Source organism: Moritella sp. F3 (assembly GCF_015082335.1).
Lineage (GTDB): Bacteria > Pseudomonadota > Gammaproteobacteria > Enterobacterales > Moritellaceae > Moritella.
Map to the genome: position 1 here is coordinate 45,697 of NZ_BLRL01000014.1, position 22,229 is coordinate 67,925.

Annotated in this window: 23 protein-coding genes and 2 tRNA genes; 17 read left to right on the forward strand and 8 right to left on the reverse strand. The window is 39.0% G+C overall.

The window, feature by feature from the left end:
- The first annotated feature begins 87 nt into the window (after positions 1-87).
- From JFU56_RS18445 to JFU56_RS18495, 11 genes are all read left to right on the forward strand, one after another.
- The gene (locus JFU56_RS18445) at positions 88-474 is read left to right on the forward strand and encodes a nuclear transport factor 2 family protein (protein ID WP_198438731.1); all 387 of its coding nucleotides are present in this window, start codon (positions 88-90) and stop codon (positions 472-474) included.
- 153 nt (positions 475-627) lie between these two features.
- On the forward strand, positions 628-1,077 hold the full coding sequence (locus JFU56_RS18450) for a hypothetical protein (protein WP_198438732.1): 450 nt from the start codon (positions 628-630) through the stop codon (positions 1,075-1,077).
- Positions 1,078-1,188: 111 nt separating this feature from the next.
- Positions 1,189-1,764 carry a YdeI family protein gene (locus JFU56_RS18455; protein WP_198438733.1) on the forward strand — a complete coding sequence of 192 codons (576 nt, stop codon included), beginning with the start codon at positions 1,189-1,191 and terminating at the stop codon, positions 1,762-1,764.
- A gap of 146 nt (positions 1,765-1,910) precedes the next feature.
- Positions 1,911-2,276: a hypothetical protein gene (locus tag JFU56_RS18460; protein ID WP_198438734.1), complete on the forward strand. Its 366-nt coding sequence runs from the start codon at positions 1,911-1,913 to the stop codon at positions 2,274-2,276.
- A 54-nt stretch (positions 2,277-2,330) separates the two neighbouring features.
- Positions 2,331-2,795, forward strand: coding sequence for a GNAT family N-acetyltransferase (locus tag JFU56_RS18465; protein ID WP_198438735.1), 465 nt, complete (start codon positions 2,331-2,333; stop codon positions 2,793-2,795).
- 149 nt (positions 2,796-2,944) lie between these two features.
- Positions 2,945-3,559, forward strand: coding sequence for a LysE family translocator (locus JFU56_RS18470; RefSeq protein ID WP_198438736.1), 615 nt, complete (start codon positions 2,945-2,947; stop codon positions 3,557-3,559).
- Between the two features lie 115 nt (positions 3,560-3,674).
- Positions 3,675-4,217 (forward strand): DinB family protein, encoded by a 543-nt coding sequence (locus JFU56_RS18475; RefSeq protein WP_198438737.1) that lies wholly within the window; start codon positions 3,675-3,677, stop codon positions 4,215-4,217.
- A 181-nt stretch (positions 4,218-4,398) separates the two neighbouring features.
- Entirely contained in the window at positions 4,399-5,391 is a 993-nt protein-coding gene (locus JFU56_RS18480) for a 2-hydroxyacid dehydrogenase (RefSeq protein ID WP_198438738.1), read from the forward strand.
- A 184-nt stretch (positions 5,392-5,575) separates the two neighbouring features.
- The gene (locus tag JFU56_RS18485; protein ID WP_198438739.1) at positions 5,576-5,761 is read left to right on the forward strand and encodes a hypothetical protein; all 186 of its coding nucleotides are present in this window, start codon (positions 5,576-5,578) and stop codon (positions 5,759-5,761) included.
- A 239-nt stretch (positions 5,762-6,000) separates the two neighbouring features.
- A complete protein-coding gene (htpX, locus tag JFU56_RS18490) occupies positions 6,001-6,882 on the forward strand; it encodes a protease HtpX (RefSeq protein WP_198438740.1) in 882 nt (293 codons plus the stop codon).
- A gap of 259 nt (positions 6,883-7,141) precedes the next feature.
- Positions 7,142-8,626, forward strand: a complete 1,485-nt coding sequence (locus tag JFU56_RS18495; RefSeq protein WP_242066019.1) for a DASS family sodium-coupled anion symporter — start codon at positions 7,142-7,144, stop codon at positions 8,624-8,626.
- Between the two features lie 14 nt (positions 8,627-8,640).
- Here JFU56_RS18495 and JFU56_RS18500 read toward each other — a convergent pair whose 3' ends face one another.
- Together JFU56_RS18500 and JFU56_RS18505 are read right to left on the reverse strand one after the other, a co-directional pair.
- Positions 8,641-9,567, reverse strand: a complete 927-nt coding sequence (locus JFU56_RS18500) for a hypothetical protein (RefSeq protein ID WP_198438741.1) — start codon at positions 9,565-9,567, stop codon at positions 8,641-8,643.
- Positions 9,568-9,722: 155 nt separating this feature from the next.
- On the reverse strand, positions 9,723-11,102 hold the full coding sequence (locus tag JFU56_RS18505) for a lyase family protein (protein ID WP_198438742.1): 1,380 nt from the start codon (positions 11,100-11,102) through the stop codon (positions 9,723-9,725).
- 209 nt (positions 11,103-11,311) lie between these two features.
- Between JFU56_RS18505 and JFU56_RS18510 the strand changes: the two genes are divergently transcribed.
- Positions 11,312-12,370 (forward strand): hypothetical protein, encoded by a 1,059-nt coding sequence (locus tag JFU56_RS18510; RefSeq protein ID WP_198438743.1) that lies wholly within the window; start codon positions 11,312-11,314, stop codon positions 12,368-12,370.
- A gap of 148 nt (positions 12,371-12,518) precedes the next feature.
- On the opposite strand, the gene JFU56_RS18515 is transcribed toward JFU56_RS18510, so the two are convergent.
- From JFU56_RS18515 to hmpA, 3 genes are all read right to left on the reverse strand, one after another.
- Positions 12,519-12,594 (reverse strand) — tRNA-Val (locus tag JFU56_RS18515).
- A 20-nt stretch (positions 12,595-12,614) separates the two neighbouring features.
- Positions 12,615-12,690: transfer RNA gene (locus JFU56_RS18520), tRNA-Val, on the reverse strand.
- Positions 12,691-12,785: 95 nt separating this feature from the next.
- Positions 12,786-13,976: an NO-inducible flavohemoprotein gene (gene hmpA / locus JFU56_RS18525; RefSeq protein ID WP_198438744.1), complete on the reverse strand. Its 1,191-nt coding sequence runs from the start codon at positions 13,974-13,976 to the stop codon at positions 12,786-12,788.
- Between the two features lie 440 nt (positions 13,977-14,416).
- Between hmpA and JFU56_RS18530 the strand changes: the two genes are divergently transcribed.
- The 3 genes from JFU56_RS18530 (at position 14,417) to JFU56_RS18540 (ending at position 16,105) form a co-directional block, all read left to right on the forward strand.
- The gene (locus tag JFU56_RS18530; protein WP_198438745.1) at positions 14,417-14,917 is read left to right on the forward strand and encodes a GNAT family N-acetyltransferase; all 501 of its coding nucleotides are present in this window, start codon (positions 14,417-14,419) and stop codon (positions 14,915-14,917) included.
- An 89-nt stretch (positions 14,918-15,006) separates the two neighbouring features.
- Positions 15,007-15,465 (forward strand): DUF3291 domain-containing protein, encoded by a 459-nt coding sequence (locus JFU56_RS18535; protein WP_198438746.1) that lies wholly within the window; start codon positions 15,007-15,009, stop codon positions 15,463-15,465.
- Positions 15,466-15,601: 136 nt separating this feature from the next.
- Positions 15,602-16,105 (forward strand): YgjV family protein, encoded by a 504-nt coding sequence (locus JFU56_RS18540; protein ID WP_198438747.1) that lies wholly within the window; start codon positions 15,602-15,604, stop codon positions 16,103-16,105.
- Between the two features lie 65 nt (positions 16,106-16,170).
- On the opposite strand, the gene JFU56_RS18545 is transcribed toward JFU56_RS18540, so the two are convergent.
- Positions 16,171-17,403: an NAD(P)/FAD-dependent oxidoreductase gene (locus JFU56_RS18545; protein ID WP_198438748.1), complete on the reverse strand. Its 1,233-nt coding sequence runs from the start codon at positions 17,401-17,403 to the stop codon at positions 16,171-16,173.
- A gap of 346 nt (positions 17,404-17,749) precedes the next feature.
- Here JFU56_RS18545 and norR point away from each other — a divergent pair, with 346 nt between their 5' ends.
- Positions 17,750-19,408: a nitric oxide reductase transcriptional regulator NorR gene (norR, locus tag JFU56_RS18550; RefSeq protein ID WP_198438749.1), complete on the forward strand. Its 1,659-nt coding sequence runs from the start codon at positions 17,750-17,752 to the stop codon at positions 19,406-19,408.
- A gap of 180 nt (positions 19,409-19,588) precedes the next feature.
- Here the strand turns inward: norR and JFU56_RS18555 are convergent, their stop codons facing one another.
- A complete protein-coding gene (locus JFU56_RS18555; RefSeq protein WP_198438750.1) occupies positions 19,589-20,965 on the reverse strand; it encodes an MATE family efflux transporter in 1,377 nt (458 codons plus the stop codon).
- A 272-nt stretch (positions 20,966-21,237) separates the two neighbouring features.
- Between JFU56_RS18555 and JFU56_RS18560 the strand changes: the two genes are divergently transcribed.
- Complete coding sequence (locus tag JFU56_RS18560) at positions 21,238-21,843, forward strand: riboflavin synthase subunit alpha (protein WP_198438751.1); 606 nt, start codon at positions 21,238-21,240, stop codon at positions 21,841-21,843.
- Positions 21,844-21,966: 123 nt separating this feature from the next.
- Here the strand turns inward: JFU56_RS18560 and JFU56_RS18565 are convergent, their stop codons facing one another.
- A complete protein-coding gene (locus tag JFU56_RS18565; RefSeq protein WP_198438752.1) occupies positions 21,967-22,170 on the reverse strand; it encodes a CPXCG motif-containing cysteine-rich protein in 204 nt (67 codons plus the stop codon).
- Positions 22,171-22,229: the final 59 nt, after the last annotated feature.

A 22,229-nucleotide genomic window follows, 5' to 3' on the forward strand; every position in this document is an offset into this window, starting at 1 on the left:
CAATCGTCTGAAAAAATACTTATGAAGACGTCTGTATAATATACTGTTAGATTTTTATTGAATTCTGTATCTTATAAGTAGGAAATTATGATCAATCGTGAATGGTTAATTGAATTGTTTTCGCATCTGGAAAATGGAAATCCTCAAGGATTTTTTGCACATGTCCATGATGATGTTGTATGGGAAGTAACTGGAACTCATCCGCTTGCAGGTATCTTTACATCTAAGCAAGATTTCATTTCGGGGACAATTTCAAAATTAAACGAAGTATTAGAGTCACCTTTATCATTGAAATTAGTTTCTTGTATTACTGATGGGAGTTCAGCTTCAATTGAACTGGTTGCCAATTCAATAACAAAAAAAGGGGCTGAGTTTCATAATCGTTATTGTTGGGTTTGCGAATTTGAGAATAACCAAATAGTAAGGGTTCGTGCATATTTAGATTCAGCATTAGTTGCTAAAACACTGGCTTAACGTTGTAGGGTTGAGTTTAGTGCACAAAATATAACAAGGGTTTTCAAGTCGAACTCGTAACTGCTTGCTCAGTTCCACTTCGTTTCACATTTTAGCAAGCTATTACCGGCCGCTTAAAACGGCGTTATATGTACATTCAAGGATGGAGTTAAATTGATAATTACTAACACTTTTTATAAAAATGGCTTGATTATATTCGCTATCTTACTTCTAGGCGTATTTTTTATTAATTGGTTTAAGAATGATGAATTTCAAATATACCTATTATTTTTCTCTATTTTTTGTCTTTTATCTTCTTACCGATTTACAAAAAGTTATATCGCTAAAAATTCGCTGTTCAACTTGATAAAAAGAAAAGCTGATATTCTTGAGATTTCAAGACTAAAAATAGCACCTTTCTCTAAAAAATCTGTACAAGTTTCACTAGAAGTTAATCGTATTTCAAAATTAATAATTGGTAATAACTGGTTATCAATAATTATTGATGGTAATGGCAACGGTTATGATTTTCAGTTAATCGGTTCCAAAGAAGTTATAGCTGAATATTTAAATACATTGTTCAGTGAGAATGAATTGTCTAATATTGATCTAAAGTGCATATAACAAGCAAATAAATCAGGACAAAAAACAGTTGGTTTTGCTCCTTCGTCGCTAATTTTAACCAACTATTTTTTGCCTGTTAACAGGGCGTTATGCCGAAGAGAGTTTTACTATATGACTGATGTAGATCCATTTAAAATCATGACTTTTGATACTCCGAAAGATCTTAACGAATGGCTTAAGGTGAACCATGCTAGTGAAAGAGAGCTGTGGGTGAAGATATTCAAGAAGCATACTGGCATTCAAAGTATTGACTGGAATGATCTAGTAATAGAAGTTTTATGTTGGGGGTGGATTGACGGCGTGAAAAAATCGATTGATGACGAAGCCTATCTGCAACGTATAACTCCAAGAAAAGTAAAAAGTAACTGGTCTAAAAGAAACACTGAACATGTTGAACGCTTAATGAACGATAATCGTATGCAGGAACCAGGGCTTGTTCATGTTCGTTCCGCGAAGGCTGATGGCCGTTGGGGAAATGCTTATGTGGTAAGTGAAATGCAAGTCCCCGGAGATTTCTTAGCTAAATTGGATAAACAGCCGAGAGTAAAAGAATTCTTCGAAACACTCAATAAATCTAGTCGTTATGTTATTGCATACGGCTTAACAAGCGCGAAAAAATCTGAAACTAGGCAAAGACGATTTACAAAATATATGGCAATGCTTGTAAATGAAGAAAAGCCTAAATAATTGGTAATCGGTATAACAAGTCGTTAAATGCGGACACGTAAACGGCGGTCATCGTTTTTGCAAAAGAAAAAACGCAAAAACGCAAAAACAATACCAACCTACACGCTAGTTAACGAGGCGTTATACGTTTCTTAGATTGAGGTGATATGGAAATCAAAGTAGATGTATATTCAAACAAAATGCTGCTAACTTCCGATGGTCGTAGCATGACATTTCACTCTAAAGAACCTTTTACAACAACAAGGTTACTGATTGGTAAGTTTTTTGTGGCAGAAAATTGTCTCAAAAATGCAGTTAAAGAATTCGGTGATACTGGTTTTTTTAAACGAGGACCTAAAATTATCATCCAACCTCACGAATTCTTTGAAGGTGGTTTATCGGAAGTTGAAGACCGAGTACTTCGTGAAATAGCGTTGAGTGCAGGTGCAAGAGAAGCTCAAGTAGTTGAAAGTTCAACAATGTCAGGACATGCTAGCCATGCAAGTCACATATTCGCACGTAAAATAATATAACAAGCTCAGGTTGCCTGTTATATCGTTTTAAGTTCATCGTTTAAAGGATTAAATATGATTCAACTCAGGCCTATGACTTCTAGTGAATATCCCGCATATTGTGACTATTTCGTTGATGATTACAGTCGTGAAATTGCTGGTAATTATGGCCACTCAATGGAAAGGGCTGTCGAATTAGCCAATCAAGATCTGCTTCGTAGCTTTCCTAATGGATTAGAAACTAACGAACATGCATTGTTGTGTATCGAGTTGGATTCAGAATTGGTTGGCTACTTATGGCATTCGATAAATACAAATGACAAATCGACGTTTATTTATGACTTTTTCATTTTCTCCAACAATCGTAATAATGGTTATGGGAAATTGGCAATCATTGCACTTGAGTCACAATTAAAATCGGCTGGTATTGAGCAAATTAAATTACGAGTTGCTTACCAAAATCAAAGAGCGCTAAAACTGTATCAAGAAGTTGGCTTTGCTATTTCTGGCTATAATATGTCAAAGAAAATAATAAGTTAGCGTCATCGTAATAACAAATATATCAACACTGTTTACGATGTAGAGTATTCTACGTTTGTGTTTATTTTCAGTGTTTAAGCGTTAATATTTATTTTTGTCTGCATGGTAGTTCATGTGTTATGCAGTCGTCATACTTTAAGGAGATTACATTGTCATTCGGAGATCTTTTAGCCCTATTTGGTGCTATGTTTATCGTTGCGATTGTACCTGGTCCTGCCGTATTCTCAGTCATAGCCCGCACTTTTTCTTCTGGATTCAGTCGGGGATTAATGATGATAGTTGGCATTACTTTAGGTGATTTTCTATTTATTCTTCTTGCGTTATTTGGCTTATCAGTCATATCTGAAATTATGGGTACTGCATTCTTATTTATCAAATATATAAGTGCAGCTTACCTCATCTGGCTAGGGGTCAATTTGCTTAAAACAAAAGTGACTGCTGAAGACATTCAAGAATCTAAAGAGTCTTCTTTATTTACTAATTTATTAACGGGGTTAATGATAAATTTAGGTAACCCCAAAGCTATTCTTTTTTATGTTGGTCTATTTCCTGCGTTTATAAATGTAAATCAAGTAACTGCCTATGATGTATTCTCTATCATGATGATTGCGTCAGTGGCTTTTGGTAGTGTCAATATTTGCTACGCACTATTAGCGCTAAGAGCTAAAAGAATGTTAAAAAGCCCAAATGCATCATCAATAATCAACAAAACTGCCGGTACGATAATGGTATCTACAGGCGCCTTAGTTGCAATTAAGGCATAGTAAGAATTTAAATCGGGGCCGCTAACCGTTGACTCTGTTGCGTTCCACTAAACATTTAGCAAACTATTATAAGCTATCTTAACTAGGCGTTATGCTGACTTAGCTCGGAGTATCAATGAATCTATTGAGTCATTTTATTTTAATGGCAGATTACAATCATCGCATGAACACACAGTTTTCTGATGTGATTGATAAATTAAGTGATGAAAGAACCAACGAAGATTTAGGCGCGTACTTCACTTCTATAATGGGAACGCTTAATCATATATTAGTGGGCGACATTATTTGGCTATCAAGGTTTTCTACGCATTCAAGTCATTACCTCGAACTGAAAGGTGTACTTGAACTGCCTAAACCTAAAGGATTAAACGATATACTTTTTCCTGAGTTTAGTTCATTCAAAATAGCGCGTGAAAAGGTCGATTTATTATTATCTAAGTGGCTTCAGAATGAAGCTAGTGCAAATGACTTCACTAAAAACTTAGCATATTCAAATACAAAAGGTATTATCAGTACTCGTAATTTTGGCGAGTTACTTTGTCATTTATTTAATCACCAAACACATCATCGAGGTCAATTATCTACTTTGTTAAATCAACAAGGTCTTGATGTGGGAGTTACTGATTTCTTACTCGAGATCCCAGAAGTGTCCACTTAGACAACAGTGTTACAAGTCTAGATTACTGGCTTGTGCTTCTGAGCCAAACATCTCTTGTTATTGCAGACAAAATAGATGATAAATGGCGTGGGCAAGTATTTGAAATATAGTGTGTCCTTCAAAAGGAAATACAGTTCGTTTTATCCTTAGCCGTGATATAAATTTATATGAGGAAGCGTTTATGAAAGTGATTATGTTTAGTTCCCGCAGTTATGATATTCAATATTTTGAACCATTGATTTCAGAGCCTATTAGTATTAACTTTTTTGATGCGCAATTAAATCAACAAACAGCGATATTAGCGAGAGGGTATGATGCCGTTTGTGCATTCGTTAATGATGATTTAAGTGCTCCTGTTTTACATCAACTGAAAGACATGGGGATAAAGTGTATCGCAATGCGCTGCGCTGGTTTTAACAATATTGATTTAGATTGTGCTAAAGCGCTTGGTATCACTATCGTTCGTGTTCCTGCCTATTCACCCGAGGCTGTTGCTGAGCATGCTATAGCGTTATTAATGACACTTAATCGTCGTATTCATAAAGCTTATCAACGCACTCGTGATGCTAACTTCTCGCTACAAGGTCTAGTTGGGTTTAATTTACACGGTAAAACGGTTGGTATTATTGGTACTGGTAAAATAGGTGTCGCTACCATGGCTATTTTTAAAGGCTTTGGTTGTAAAATTTTAGCCTCGGACCCTTATCCTTCTGAACACGCTATTGCCTTAGGTGCTGAATATGTTGACTTAGATAGGCTGTTTACTAACAGTGATGTGATAAGTTTACACTGCCCATTAACGGCCGAAAATAAGCATCTGTTAAATGAAAAAACGTTCGCATTAATGAAGGATGGCGTCACGATTATTAATACCAGTCGTGGTGGTTTGTTAGATGCGAACGATGCCATTGAAGCGTTAAAATCAGGTAGAATAGGTGGACTAGGCTTAGATGTTTATGAAGAGGAGGAACACTTGTTCTTTAATGATCATTCAAGCGAAATTATTACTGATGACACTTTCCGCCGATTATCTGCTTGCCATAATGTAATTTTTACTGGCCATCAAGCTTTTTTGACCAAAGAAGCATTAATTAGTATTGCCCAAACGACTCTAAGCAATTTAACTGAAATTAGTGCAGGGAATACCTGTGCTAATCAGGTATTAACTAACTAAACAGCTTGATAGAAATCCGCCAAAAGCTTACCTATGTTGCAAGTATATAAAATATAGTGAACAGGAATGATGAAACAAGGTGTTATTTGATCTGTGTCAATGGGTGCAACAAGTTAATTCGATTATAGTCAATGTGAACAGAATGTAAGAGTGATTAACACACATATTAAAAGGTGGTATATACATGGAATTATTACGCAACCCAAGATGTTACACGGACGTGTGTATAGATGGTACTTGGTATCATTATGATCACTGTGGTTCGAAGGTTTATTCTTTAAGTGGTGGTGCGGGGCCTGAACTTGATTTAGCGCGTGAACCTGCGACTGAAAATGAGCTTATTGATTTGATTCAAACCGCTATTAATTAACTTAATACAACACTCTTTCGAAATAAAAATACTTTGTAATAAATGATGTTCTAAACAATAGATACGATATCCTCACTCTGCGTACTGGTTTTATAGTGCTAGTGTGATTTGGCCTTTAAGCGCACTGGGCGTTTAAAGGTTACTTTTTGTTCTTTACTCCTCTTTACAATTTTCCCTCTTTGCGTTTTCTTTAATTTGTCATATTATGTCACTCTATTTTTATTGGAGAACACAAATATATGAAACGCATTATGCTATTCCTAGCAACCAACCTGGCCGTAATGGTTGTTTTTAGTATTGTATTAAACATTATCTATGCAACTACAGGCATTCAATCAGGTAGTCTTTCTGGGTTGTTGGTGATGGCGGTATTGTTCGGTTTCGGTGGTTCATTAATTTCATTAATGATGTCGAAGAAAATGGCACTACGTTCAATTAATGGCGAGATCATTACCGAACCACGTAATGCCAACGAACATTGGTTATTAGAAACTGTTACTCGACAAGCAAAACAAGCGGGTATTGGTATGCCTGATGTTGCGATTTATGATGCTGCCGAGATGAATGCTTTTGCCACTGGTGCTAAACGTGACGCTGCCTTAATTGCTGTATCAACAGGTCTTCTAGCACAAATGACACGTGATGAAGCTGAAGCGGTTGTTGCTCACGAAATCAATCACGTTGCTAATGGTGACATGATCACCATGGCCTTGATGCAAGGTGTTGTGAATACCTTTGTTATTTTCTTATCTCGTATTATTGCTAACGCAGTAAGTGGTTTCACATCAAATGATGAAGAAGGCGAGGGAGAAGGTGAAGGCGGTAGCTTTATGACTTACTTCATCGTATCAATGGCGTTAGAAATGCTATTTGGCTTCTTAGCGAGCTTCCTAACAATGTGGTTCAGCCGTCAACGTGAGTTTAAAGCAGACTCAGGCGCAGCGAAACTGGTTGGTAAAGAGAAGATGATTGCAGCACTTGAGCGTCTTAAAACAAGCCAAGAAACACAGCTTGAAGGTTCAATGATGGCGTTTGGTATTACGGGTAAGAAGACAATGATGGAGCTATTAATGAGCCATCCACCACTTCAAAATCGTATCAACGCATTACGTAATCTTTAATTTACGCCTATTTTAGACATGTCATTGTCTAGTGAATAAAGCCCCATGAGTGAATAACTTGTGGGGCTTTTTGCTTTTATGGTTATTTTTATTCTTTTCTTTTTCTTATAATAGCAGTTCACTTAACCATTATTCGACTATTACTTTGTGGTTAATTAAATGTTGTTTTCATTTGAAAACGTGATAGCTAAGCAGATAAAGAAATGTAAAAAAGGGTATTTTATATTCTATGAATTAGTGGCTTACGAGGTGAAAGCTAATGACGGATATAACCGTAGACAATCAACTGAAAGATAAAGAAAATAAGAACTCAGAACATGACAATAGCCAATCATTAGCGACGAGGTTAGTGAAGCTTTTAATTGCCTTTGGCATTCCGTTATTTTTGCTATCAATGTCTACCTCTGAATTACCCTTTGATGACCTGAGTATTATCCAGCACAGACTGCTCGCCATTTTTGTACTTGCAGCATTGCTGTGGATCCTTGAACCTGTACCTGTCTTTGCGACCTCCATCTTGATAATCACCCTTGAATTGGTGATGCTATCCGACCAGGGGCTTTATAGTTTTCGGTTTTTGAATGATGGAACTGACCCTGTAACAAGCATTGAAGGCTTGATACATTATAACGATATTTTCGCGGCTTTTTCGTCACCGATTATTGTCTTGTTCTTAGGGGGATTCTCACTCGCGATTGGCGCGAATAAATATGCGCTTGATACAAATCTGGCTAATGTGTTATTAAAACCATTTGGAACGAAACCCGCCTCTATCATGCTTGGTCTGATGATGATCACGGCATTGTTTTCTATGTTTATGTCGAACACGGCGACCACGGTAATGATGCTGTCATTATTAGGCCCCATTTTAATGTCGGTACCAAAGGGAGAAAAGGGCATTAAAGCCTTGGTGCTGAGTGTCCCTATTGCTGCCAATCTGGGCGGTATTGCGACACCAATTGGTACGCCACCGAATGCGATTGCGCTACAGTACCTTGATAGCCTTTACAATATCAGTTTTCTAGACTGGATGATGCTCGGGTTGCCCTTTGTTATTGTGTTGTTAGCCTTTGCATGGTGGTTGCTACAAAAGCTGTTTCCGTTTAGTGGAGATAGCTTGTATTTACAACTTGGTGGGGAGTTTCAACGGAGTTGGCAAGCGATAGTGGTTTATATTACCTTTGCGATGACCATTATTTTATGGATGAGTACGGGTTTGCATGGCATGAATACCTATGTGGTTGCGATTGTCCCACTGGCGGTATTTACACTAACAGGCATCATAGGCAAGGAAGAGTTAAAGCTGATTAACTGGGATGTGTTATGGCTGGTTGCTGGTGGTATTGCAATTGGTATTGCGTTGGATAAAACAGGATTGGCAGCGGTCATGGCTAATGCAATTGATTATTCGGTATTACCAGCGTTGTTGGTGATGTTAGTGATGTCGCTCGTGTGCTGGTTGATGGCTAACTTTATTTCTAATACCGCGACGGCAAATTTGTTAATGCCTATAGCGGCCGCTGTCGCTACTTCAATGGATGACTTGTCGTTATTGATGATGCTAGTCGTTGTGGCGTGCTCTGCGTCATTAGGGATGATATTACCGGTTTCAACACCACCTAATTCGTTAGCGTATGCAACGGGGTTAGTGGCCAGCAAGGACATGGCAAAAGTAGGGCTTATCATGGGCCTTGCTGGTTTAGTGCTTGTTTATATCGTTATTGCTGTTGTTAATCTCGTCTAAACTGTCGTACTTGTTTAGATAGTAGCGCTGACGGAATCTTGGTGCACGGTATTGATAATGTTACGCTGGTTATCTAATTCGTATACCCAATCGCACTGGTTGGGTAGGGTGGCTAAACACTGTTCGGTAATACGCTGGAAATAAGCGGTAAAGTTTCGCACTTCTGCACTGGTCATAAACGTTTCTTGCTGTTTTTGATCTGTGTTTTTGTCCTGGTTTTTACGTTTGTGTTCTTGTTCTAATCGCCACGCTTGTACACTGTCGAAACTCGGTGCTTTGAGCATCAACCAATGGTCAATACGTTGGTATAAACCTTGGTAATTCTGTTTTAATTGTTGATTTACATAACTACGCCAAATACCGTATTTATCTTTTGTCGCTTCTAATTTATTGATCGGATAGATAAGGTCTTTCATCAACTGTGGTTGTACACCTAGGCACCAACCCTCTAGCACGATCACATCAATGGGACGATCGATAATTGGCCATTGTGATTCAGGGTAGGGGTTATCTGCAAATTTGTTAAATCGACGAAGTTGTACTGGCTCGCTTGCTGATGCACCAGCACACAGTTTCTCTAAGGTTTCATTGGCAAGGTTCATATCATGTGTGCCAGGAACACCGCGGGTACGCAGTAAAGGATGAATTTGGTTAGCAAGCTCGTGACGTTGCTTTTTACTGTAATAAAAGTCATCGAGGGATAGCACTGCTACATTTAAATCAAACTCTGAACTTAGGCGGGTGCCAAGATAATCAGCCAAGGTCGATTTACCAGAACCTTGGCAACCATTAATGCCGACGATAAAGGTTTTTTTTGCTTGTTTTTGGTGCGCTACGATACTTAGTAGTGCACTAGAAAAGTACTCTGATGCATGCGTTAAATAATCTGCATCCAACTGGTGACGCTGAATGAATTGGTCTAGCATGGGCATTGTCTTCATAGATCACCACTTTTCTTTGAATTCATTTTGAATTAATGTCTTGAGTTTAAATCATCATAATCACTACAACATTTAAACAGTTTTTAATAAACATTTAAATAACTAATTATTAGCATTCAACGATTAGCTTACAACTAGTGTGCCAGTTCGATAAATTACTTAACATTTCTTGTTAATCGCGCTGGATCTAATAGTTTTTCCAGTTCTTGTCGTGTCAACCCGGTATTTTCTTCCGCGACGTCAATAATAGGTCGTTGTTCACGATAAGCCTGTTTTGCAATTTCTGCTGCTTTAAGATAACCAATGAGCGGGTTGAGTGCCGTGACTAGAATCGGGTTTTTATGTAGTGCTTGTGTTAATTGTTGTTCTTGTACTTCAAAACTGGCAATGGCTTTGTCTGCGAGCAGGCGTGAACTTGATGTGAGTAAGTTGATACTGCTGATAAGGTTCGTTGCGATCATTGGTAGCATCACATTGAGTTCAAAGTTACCTGATTGACCACCTATGGTGATCGCGGCATCATTTCCAATCACTTGCGCTGCGACCATTGCGCTTGATTCTGGGATGATCGGGTTTACTTTACCTGGCATGATAGAAGAACCGGGTTGCAGCACCGGTAAACTTATTTCACCTAATCCCGCCAGTGGGCCTGAATTCATCCAGCGCAGATCATTGGCTATTTTCATTAATGATACCGCGGTGGTTTTTAGCTGCCCCGATAATGCGACTGCGGTGTCTTGTGTTGCCATTAAAAATGAAAAATTATCTGCTTGGCTAAAAGTGATGCCGGTTAACCCTGATAGTTTTTGATTAAAGTGGTTGGCAAAATCGGGATGGGCATTGATCCCTGTGCCAACTGCTGTCCCACCTTGTGCGAGCTGCTGTAATCTGGGTTGCAACATTTTAATGTTATCAATGTTGGCGCTGATTTGTGCTGCCCAACTGAATAGGGATTGGCTCATTCTCACAGGCATGGCATCCATCAGATGTGTACGCCCCGTTTTTACCAAATGATTAAGGCTCAATGCTTTGTCTACAATGGTTTGTTGTAAATGATGCAGTGCTGGTAATAGCTGTTTGGCGACTAATATTGCGGCGCTGACATGTATTGCACTCGGGATCACGTCGTTACTGCTTTGACCATAGTTGACGTGATCATTGGCATCAATCTTAGCCTGACTATAGATACTGGCGAGATGGGCTATCACTTCATTGGCATTCATGTTGGAACTGGTTCCAGAGCCAGTTTGGTAGATATCAACAGGGAAGTGCTGCATGATGTTTTTATCTGCCTGTAATTGGTTCACCGCTGTGCAAATAGCGGTAGCGATGTTTTCGGGGATCAATCCTAATTCAAGATTGGCTTCTGCGGCCGCAGACTTAATGAGTAGCAGTGACTTGATGAAATCAATCGGTAGGGGTTGGCCACTAACAGGGAAGTTATCTATTGCACGTTGAGTTTGTGCGCCATAAAGCGCATTGGTTGGTACGTTGACCTCACCCATGCTATCGCGTTCGATTCGAGTATTAATCATGTTCATCACCGCTATAAGCTATGTATTAAAATAATGTTATAAAATTAAGATATGTCATTAAATAGTATAGCGAACTCTAGCCAAGATGAAGTAGGTCGATTAAGTCTGCGGAATAAGGTAAGCTGAAGTTTATTAAATATTTACCGTTGATTATGTTAAGTTAAACATGTGATTAATTTGCATAACCTCATATTGAGTAGGATAAAATAATGTCATCTTTAGACGCTGATCGTTTGTTACAAGATAAAACACTAAACGACGATAGTTATGTGGCTGCAGTTAAGCAGTTAAATGATTTAGGTATTGCGGGATTGATGACACTTGAAGCTATAGAATTCCAGACACTTGAAATTGAGGCTGTTTTAGCGAGTTGCCAGCAATTACAAACATGCTATGCAGAGATCGCGAAGGGTTTACCTACACAATTACATACTTGCTTTAACAACTCAGCAATGAGTGTCGAACAGCTTGCTGCATTGGTAAAGTTGATTGAGAGTGCGCCTGCAGACTTGTGGACATTAAGAGAAGATAGCTTTAATTGTTATGAAATGGATTTTCGTTTAGCTGAACTACAACAGCAATTAGCTATTTTAAAACCGCTGAACAAGAAACTTGCACCGTTTGTGAATATCAATACCCTAGGGTCGACAAATACCCTGCAATCGATTCAATGCTGTTTAGATAATGCGGGTATGTTCCGTTGGTTTTCTGCTAAATGGCGTGATGCTAAGCAACAAGCATTAAACCTTGCTGCACATGATCAGTTAAAGTTGGAAGATATTAAATTGTTATTTCCAGCCATGATCAAATACGTGAATACTCAGGAACGTTTCGATGCTCTGTTTTTACAAGAACCTATCTTAGCTGCTTGTCATCAGGGATTAAATACCGATGTTACGCCACTGCTCGCGATACGTGAATGGTATAAAGATATTGATTTTGTAATGGCTGAGCACTTTGTTGGTGAAACAGGACTGCTAGCTGGTTTATCCGTTATTGATAAACAAAGTGCGGATAAATTGGTTGTTGAGTACCACGCAAACTTGCTCTCGTTAATTAATAACCTAGATAATAAGATGAACAAGTTAGGATTAAGCTTTGCTGATCATCAGATGTTGCAGCAGAGTGATGCTGATTATGCCCTCGTTGTGACTGAATTAAAGTCGACTTTGTTAGATGCATTAAGTGTATTGAAGGAAAGTGGGGTAGATACTAACACTTGTCTATCTGAGCTTTGTAAAGCGCCGAACTTAAACGCTAAACAGTAATGAAATATTGTTAGGCCGATAGTTATATTGATAGGTATCGCGATTGGCTTAGTGTTTAGTTGAGTGACAGTTCGTTTTAAGAGGATTGTTTTGCTCATTAAATTTCAGGTATAAAAAAACCCTGCTCAATGAGCAAGGTTTCATTATTTGGTGCGTCCTACAAGACTTGAACTTGTGACATCTAGCATGTCGAGCTAGCGCTCTACCAACTGAGCTAAGGACGCGGAATTTGTACCATTAAAAATGGTGCTCGCTACAAGACTTGAACTTGTGACATCTAGCATGTCGAGCTAGCGCTCTACCAACTGAGCTAAGCGAGCATAATTTGGTATGTCGTTAAGACGAATCAAATACTATCCCGCATCCTTATTATCATCAAGTCTTTTTTAAACAATATCAGTATATTGCTTTAAAACTAAGCAGCAGGGTCTATATTTAAATCTTCTGCAGGGCCAAAGAATTCAAAATGCACATTTTCAGCTGGAATTTTTAGTTTAGGAGCGAAACCGTTCATTGCTTGCATGAAAGGTTTTGGACCTAAGAAATAAAACTCTACGTCACGGTCATGACCAATTTTTTCTTCCAGCATTGCTAGATTGATGAAACCAGTTGCGTCAGGCTGACATTCTGCCGTTGCATGGCTGTAAACGAAGTAAGGTTTGATGTTGTCGTTTTCAGCAGCAAGACATTTTACATGATCACGGAAGGCGTGAACTTTAGTGTTCATTGCGGCGTGAATAAAGTGAATCGGGCGGTCTGTATCTTTCAAGCTATTAAGCATGCTGATTGCTGGTGTGATACCAACACCACCAGTAACAAGTACAACAGGTTTTTTATTGTCTTTTAAGACGAAGTCACCTGCAGGTGCAAGTACACGTAATGTGTCACCAGCTTGCACTTTATTATGTAAGTGGTTAGATGCCGCGCCACCTTCTTCACGTTTAATACTAATACGTAAGTATTCTGAATTTGGTGAGTCTGAAAGACTGTATTGACGACGCGTCTCTTCACCATCAATGTTTAATACTAGACCGATAAACTGACCCGGTGTGAATGAAGACACTGGTCGGCCATCAGTTGGTGTTAGATAGAATGACGTGATATTTTCGCTCTCAGCTACTTTTGAAGTCACTTTGAAGTCACGTTCGCCACGCCAGCCGCCTTCTTTCTCTGCATTGGCGGTGTATGCCGCTTCTTCAGCTGCGATAAGCAGATCCGCTAGCTGCCAATATGCTTGTCCCCATGCTTCAATCACTGCATCTGTTGCTGCATCACCTAACACTGCTTTGATTGATTTTAATAAGCACTCGCCAACAATTGCGTATTGTTCTGGTAAAATATTCAATGACACGTGCTTGTTAACAATACGGTTCACTGCAGCTTCTAATACAGATAGGTTTTCGATGTTACCTGCATAAGCAACAAGGGCGTTTGCCAGAGCTTTAGGTTGGGCGTTACCTGCTTGGTTACTTTGGTTGAAGAAACGTTTTACTTCTGGGTATTCTCTAAACATCAAAGGATAAAAATGCGCTGTAATATCATTAGCATGAACAGAAACAGCTGGGACAGTCGCTTTGATAATATCTATAGTTTGTTGCGTTAACATAATAGCTACCTTGTATAGGTTGTGAATCGATTGTTGAGAATAATTGATCTACATCAATATTTATATTTCCTGTATTGCAGTAGCTGTGCCAACTTTACAAGCTGCTGATTATTAATACTTTTAATTTTAAATAGGCATTACCTGTTAGTTTGGTTGTATTTATGACAACGATTATGAGTTGTCATAAATACAACCAGAAGTCATTTTGACAACGATTGTGGGAATAATAAGCAAGAATTGCATGTATAAAACCGATTCAGTTCGTTTGCTTAAATGGCCAATTCACCGGTAATAAAATAGTTTATATTCTGCGTGTGGCTAGCGAATCACCTGCTAAGTCAATTAAGTAAAAAGCCGGTTTTATTATCAAGGATGATATGGAATTGGGGTCATGATAAATACTACCCCGTAGGGGACAACTTAGACATTCAAGGAAAACCATGAAATTAATCATTAGAGATGTTCAAAAAGCAGATGCGCAAGGCATCATGGATATATTGAATCCAATCATTGAGGGTGGTCTTTATACCATTCTTGATTCCACATTCTCTTTGGAAGAGGAAGAGCAATTTATTCAAGACTTCCCTGAAAGAGGTGTTTTTAATGTTGCTTCTAATGCAGAGGAATCAACCATCGTTGGATTCCAAAATGTAGAACCGTTTGCTACTTATACCCACGCTTTCGATCATGTCGGGATCATCGGTACATACGTTGATGGCAGCTACAGAAGGCAAGGTGTTGCATCGAGTTTATTTAACTCAACGTTTGAGCGGGCAAGAGCTCAAGGTTATGAAAAGCTATTTGCTTATGTGCGTGAGGATAACAAAAACGCACTCGCAACGTATTTAAAGCATGGATTTGAAGTCATTGGTACCGCCAAACGTCATGCTAAGATCAATGGCAAATACATCGATGAAGTGCTAATTGAAAAAATGCTATAAATGTTTTCCTCCCTGTTTTCTAATTGACTGATTACGTTTAATATATAAATGGATTAGTAATAATTAGTTAGGCATCAAGGAGGAGTTATATGCACCTAGCACAATTAAACATAGCGAAAGCGAAATACGCATTAGAAGCGCCAGAGATTAAAGAATTCGTTGATAATCTAGAACCGGTGAATAATACCGCAGAAACAAGTGACGGCTTTATTTGGCGTTTAAAGGACGAAAACGGTGACGCGACCAGTATTCAAGCCTTTTCCGATCCGAATATTATTGTAAATATGTCGGTTTGGCAGTCTCCTGATGCGCTTAAAAATTTCATGTTTAGAACGCACCATCGAGACTTTCTACGTCGTAAAAAGGAATGGTTCGATATTATCCCTGAGGACAGCTATGTTCTGTGGTGGGTACCTATTGGCCATATTCCAACGGTAGAGGAAGCGGTTAGTAAGTTAGAATATCTACGAAATAACGGTGATAGTCCTACTGCATTTACGTTTAAAAGTAACTTCAGCAGTGAAGAGTTTCTAGCGGACAGCGCTTAAGCCATTTGTAAATATAAGTATAGATATAGTTACCTTCTGTTATCACTAAGAGTGTCCCTGTAGACTGTCCTCTTAAATGGAATTACAACGTCATAGTACAAGGTTATTGTAGTATGGCTGCGTTTAGGAGGCCTCAGTGTCATTATTTTTTATATCCCAAGTATTAGTCGCCATCGCTATTTGTTTTGATTTGATGTCTTTTCAGTTTAAAGAGAGGCAGAAGATTGTGGCCTGTTTATTCTGTGCGGGAGTGCTTATTTCGAGTCACTTTATTCTGCTTGAACAATGGACTGCGGCGAGTTTGATGGTTATCGCAACGGTTCGTTATTTAGTAAGTATCTTTTCGACATCACCAAAATTAAAGTATTTGTTTGGTTCAGCATCGTTAATTGCGACAGTATTGACTTATTCTGGGTTGATTAGTGTTTTGAGTTTCTTGGCTTCTAGCTTTCAGACTGTAGCTGCGTTCAATAAAGATGATAAGCGGTTAAGAGAGTTAATGGTTGTGGGGACAAGTTTATGGCTAGTACACAATTACTTAATCGGCTCACCGACGGCGGTCATAATGGAAGCTCTATTTATCACGAGTAACCTAGTTGGGTATTATCGTTATTATTACAAGAAAGAGGCTGTGATATAGACGAAGATATTGTGGCTAAAGACCCTGTAATTAATTCACTGATTACAGGGGGGACTCTAAATTGACTACACCTTACAAATAGCAGCTACTGCTTTTAACCGACGCGTAGGCTCTGCCACAAATGGATTACTTTTATCCCAGGCATAACCAGCTAAAATAGAACAGATCATTTGTTTGATCTTCGGGTTAGGATTGTTGTGCAAGACAACGTCTTGGAACTCACCTGTATACCAACCTTCAACATAACAACGGAATGCGTTAACGCCTGTCATCAATGTATCGGCATATTCAGTTTGCCAATCAACAGCTTCATTGTTGAACTGTTTCACTAACAAATCAGCTGCAAGTTCAGCAGACTTCATTGCAATCGTGACGCCTGACGAGAATACTGGATCTAAAAACTCACCGGCATTCCCCAACAAAGCAAAGTTTCGCTCAAAGAGTTTAGTCACGTTGGCTGAATAACCCATGATCGTGCCACAAGGGTTAGGGTAACTAGCTTGTGAAAGTAATACTTTAAGATTGCTTTCTTCAGTTGCTAGTTGCTTTAACGCTGCAAGATGATCGTCAGGGTAATTAGCAAAGAACTCAGGTTCTCCAACCACACCAAACGAGCAGGTGCCGTTACTAAATGGAATTAACCAATACCATACTTTGCTGTCATCAGGATGTACAGAAATCAAGATCTTGTTACGATCATAGCCCTCAGTGGTAATATTATCTTCAATATGAGTAAAGATAGCGCGCCTTGGCGGTAGTGTCGAAGGCTCTTCTAGCCCGAGTAAACGCGGTAACACACGGCCAAACCCACTGGCATCAAGAATAAAATCAGCTTCTATCTCATAACTTGTTTGGTTTTCATCGAGCACTGTTAATAGCGGTTTTTCTCTGTCGATATCAATATTTTTAACTTCGTGTTGATAATGGATTGTGACGCCTTGTTGCTCTGCTGTGTCAGCAAGCAGTTTATCGAATTGACCACGTTGAACTTGGAAAGTAGTGCCTTCACCTGAAGTGTATTTATCAGTGAAATCAAACTCTGTATGTTGGCCATTAGCGTGAAAGGCAGCGCCATTTTTAAATTGAAAACCTGCCGCATTAACAGCATTAAACATATCCGCTTTTTTAAGCGATTCCATGCACGCTGGTAATAAGCTTTCGCCTATTGAAAAACGGGGGAATGTTGATTTTTCAATGATCGTTGCGTTGATGCCTTGCTTGTTTAGCAGTGCTGCTGCAAGTGAACCTGAAGGGCCAGCGCCGATAATAACGACGTGTGCGGGATGTGTTAATGACACAAAGAATTCCTTTATTATGTCGAGTTTAGACCCGGCAGATTAATATAATAATGTATTTAATAGGCTGATTTTATCACATGTTTAATGATGGTTTAAAAATTATCGGTAAATGGAAAAAATTAGTTGATATCCGTCAATACTATAGACGATCTTATTACTGAAAGGTGATGATTTAACCTATCGGTTGCTAAAAACAGGTTGGTAAATAGATAGTTGGTGCGTATATAGATTTTAAAGTATAGAAATTTGTATGAATATAGGGTGTTGAGGCATTGAGCGTTGTCACAATGACTACTCAGTGTTATAACTATTAGCCATTGAATGACCGTTTTAAGGATCTGCCACCATGGAACACCTCCGCTTTATTGAGAGCATCGATACCATTATGTATGACCTCTCTCGAGAGTTGCCTAAATACCAACGCTACAACCGTTTGTTACAGGCATGGCGTGATACGTTTGCATGTGACGCCTGTGTGTTGTTAAAGCTAGAAGGCGATAACTTGGTGCCTAAGTCTGCAAACGGCTTACAAATAGAGGCAATGGGGCGACATTTTCCTATTACTGAACACCCTCGATTTGAGCAGATTTTAGCGCACTATGATGATGGTAGTCATAATGAAATACAAAAGAAAGTACATAGATTTGATGCCGCATGTGAGCTTCCTGATCCTTATGATGGTTTGATTCAAACACCTGATGGTCAGTTGAACGTGCACGATTGTATGGGGGCGGTGCTAGTTATTGATAACAAGCCGTGGGGTATTGTTACTATGGATGCGCTTAATCCAAAACGTTTTGATTCACTCGATCCTGCCATGTTAAATTCAATGATCGGCTTAACCGAGGTGGTGATAAAAACTGCTAGCTTAATTTTTGCATTAGACCAAAAAGTACAACATCAAGAGCAGGTGACTGCCAGCCTTATTAATGAGAAATTCAGTGAAGAAATGATAGGTTCGAGTTCAGCAATGAACATGTTGAATTTAGAAATAGATTTAGTGGCAGACTCTGACTTAGCTGCCTTGATATACGGTGAGTCAGGTTCAGGTAAAGAGCTGGTGGCGCGTAAAATCCATATGGCATCTAAGCGCGCTAAAGAAGCTTTGATCACCGTAAACTGTGCTGCATTACCAGAAACCATGGTTGAAAGTGAGTTGTTTGGGCATGTCGCTGGTGCATTTACTGGTGCGACCAAAAACCGTTTGGGTAAATTCGAACTTGCTGATGGCGGAACCTTATTTCTGGATGAAATCGGCGAGCTACCTCTATCTATTCAGGCTAAGCTATTACGGGTTATTCAGTTTGGTGAGTTGCAGCGCCTAGGCAGCGATAAGCCCCATAAGGTAGATGTACGGCTAATTACTGCAACTAATCGGGACTTAGCTAAAGAGGTGTTAGAAGGGCGCTTTAGAGATGATTTGTATCACAGATTAACTGTCTATCCATTAAAAGTGCCGAGCCTACGTGAACGTGGTAATGACATTTTGCTATTAGCGGGTAACTTCCTTGCCAAGATCCAACGTAAGGTGGGACTAAATAACTTAACGCTAGCAAAAGATGCTGAGCGTGCATTATTGGCGTATGAATGGCCGGGTAATGTGCGAGAGCTTGAGCATTTATTAAGTCGCGCGTCATTAAGAGCGGCTGCTCGCAATCGTAAAGATGATCGTGTCGTGGTATTAGAAAGTTGTGATTTAGATATTAATACCTTAGATAAGAGCTCAGATCTCCAAACTTTAGGTGATGATAGTACGCCATCGTCCCTATTAGCAACAGACACTGCTGGCACAACCGTTGTAACCCCTAGCGTTGGTGAAAATGACATCGTTATTAATACGCTGGATAACGATAATAGCTTAAAGCAAATAACCGATGATTTTCAAACTCAGTTTATTAAAAAAATGCTAGCTGAGAATAATGGTAACTCTGCTGCCACAGCACGTGCGATAGGGGTTGATAGAAGTAATTTACATCGATTAATGAAGCGACTTAATGTCCAGTAATCAATTTTTAGTAATAAAGGTTCAGTAATAAATGTTCAGTAAGCTATATTAATTAATTCACTTTAACTAAGTGAATGCTCTTGTTAATCAAAAGCGGGTGAAGATCGTATAAAAAGGCGGTAGTGATGTGAATCACTACCGCCTTTTTACAAGTTACATTAACAAATAACGGATTGCTTATTAAGCAGTCGCTGTTAATTCAACAGTATGGCCTAAGGTTGTTTTTTTAAAAACACTAGACAGTTTAATTGATAACAATATTGCTGCCATTGTTAGACCAGAGATAAAGCCAATCCAGAAACCAGCAGGACCCATCGCAGGTACAACCAGGTCTGTTAATGCGAGTGTATAACCAATCGTCATGCCGACAGCCCAATAAGAGAGTAGGGTGATGGCAAAAATAATCTTGGTTTCTTTATAACCACGTAATGCACCTGCGGCGATAACCTGCACGGCATCCGAGATTTGATACACTGCAGCAATCAGCATTAAGCCTGTCGCTATGTTAATTGTGGTCATGTCTTCGGTATAAATCTCTGCAATTTCGTTACGCAGTACGATAGTAAAGATTGCCGTAATAACAGAAAAACCAACGCCCATCCACATAGCTGTGATACTTGCAGATTTCGCTTGTAGTGGTTTTTTCTCACCGACATATTGGCCAACAACAATCGTTGCAGCAATACCTAAACTTAGCGGTAGCATAAACACCATTGATGAGAAGTTTAACGCCACCTGATGCGCAGCAACTGTGATAGCGCCAAGCGGTGCTAACAAGATTGATACAACTGCAAATAGGGTCACTTCACAGAACATCGATGCGGCAATTGGAAAGCCAACACCAATGATATGTGACATCTCTTTTTTATCGATAGCATAAACTTTATCGAACAATTTGATGTCTTTAAAGTCTTTATGGAAATAGCTATAGGCAATCATCGAAATACACATCGCGATAAAGACCAGTACAGATGCTACCGCACAACCAACACCACCGAGTGCTGGCATACCAAAATGACCATTGATAAAGATATAGTTTGCTGGCACGTTAACCATGATACCAATAAGGCCGATGACCATGGTTGGCTTGGTAATACCTAAACCTTCATGATAACTACGGATCACTTGATAACCACAGGCAAACGGTAGCGCTAATGAAATCATGCGTAAATAGTCTGTCGTTAGTTCGGCCAATCTATCTTCAACATGCATGAAATCAAGGATCATTGGGCTGTAATACAATAGTGCCATCATTGGCAGGAAGATGATTAATACAAACCAGATCCCTTGCTGAACCACTTGCGCAATTTCACTTTGTCTTTTTGCGCCGTAAAGTTGCGCGACGATCGGTGTGATCGCCATTAAAATGCCAACTAAAAACATTAGCACTGGGAACCAAATACTGTTGGCAATTGCGACAGCAGCCATGTCTGTTGCACTTACTGCGCCAGCCATTACTGTGTCAACAAAGCCCATCACAGTGAACGCCAGTTGGGCGATCAAAATTGGAACCATTAATTTAAATAAGTTAGAAACCTCAGATCGATATTTCTGCACTGGTACTCCGGATATGTAAGGTTGTTATATTGTGTATTCTAAGAATTGATGTTGCTGAAAACGAAAGATTTGATTATGAATGTTGTGATATTCGCGTTCGTGAGGGCATACCTGATCCAGCTAGGAGCATAATAATCCTTTATAGCTAGTATTTACAGATGTATTTGAAATTATTTTATTCCATATTAATATCGGCTTATTAACTAGATGAATTATCTAAAATAACGCGATATAGTGACGTATATTCTTTTAAGTCATGATGAAGGTTATTTATGTTTACTGGCATTGTACAAAGAAAAGCAAAGATTATTAGTATCGAAAAAAAAGAGCAATTACATACCTTAGAAGTAACGCTTGATAAAGCACACCAAGACGGTTTAGTTATTGGCGCAAGTATCGCGAATAACGGCACATGCTTGACGGTAGTAAAGATGAACGACAACAGTGTTTGCTTTGATGTGATTGAAGAAACGCTTAAAGTGACGAATCTGGTAGACCTTGAAGTTGGTGATGAAGTTAACTTAGAACGCGCTGCCAAGTTTGGTGATGAGATTGGTGGGCATTTATTGTCGGGTCACGTTCATACTCAAGCTGAAATTGTCACTATTAACCGTACTGAAACCAATTGTGATATCTGCTTTAAAATAGCGCCGGAATGGCAAAAATATGTGTTACCAAAAGGCTTTATTTCTATTGATGGGATTAGCTTAACTTTAGGCGATGTTGCCGATGGACAGTTCTGGGTACATTTAATTCCAGAAACATTAGCGGTGACTAATTTAGGTGGACGTAAAGTGGGCCAGTTTGTGAATATTGAGATAGATAGTCAAACACAAGCGATTGTAGATACAGTTGAACGTATGATGTTAAACAAGTAACTGCCGGTACTGTTGATAAAAATACAATATAGCTCTTAACTATATAACTAAGAGCTATAAAGCTAAGAGCGATAGTCGGCCTCTATGTTTAACATGCCGTATCGCTCCTTAATTCACTCGTCTTTAAAAGATCTGCTCATCATCCGCATCAATAAACAATTCATACTTTTCATTTACCTGATCATGCAATAGCTTAAAATGAATACTATTACAGCAGGAACTACATTCATCATAATAGTCTTGCGAGCCATTACTAGCATCAACATCCGCAGTGACAAATTGACCACAATGAGGACACACAATTGTCCTATGAGAAAACTGTTTCATGATAACCTCCACAGGCTATAAGTCTCTCCAATATAACTAGACTACTTCGTTCCTTCTTA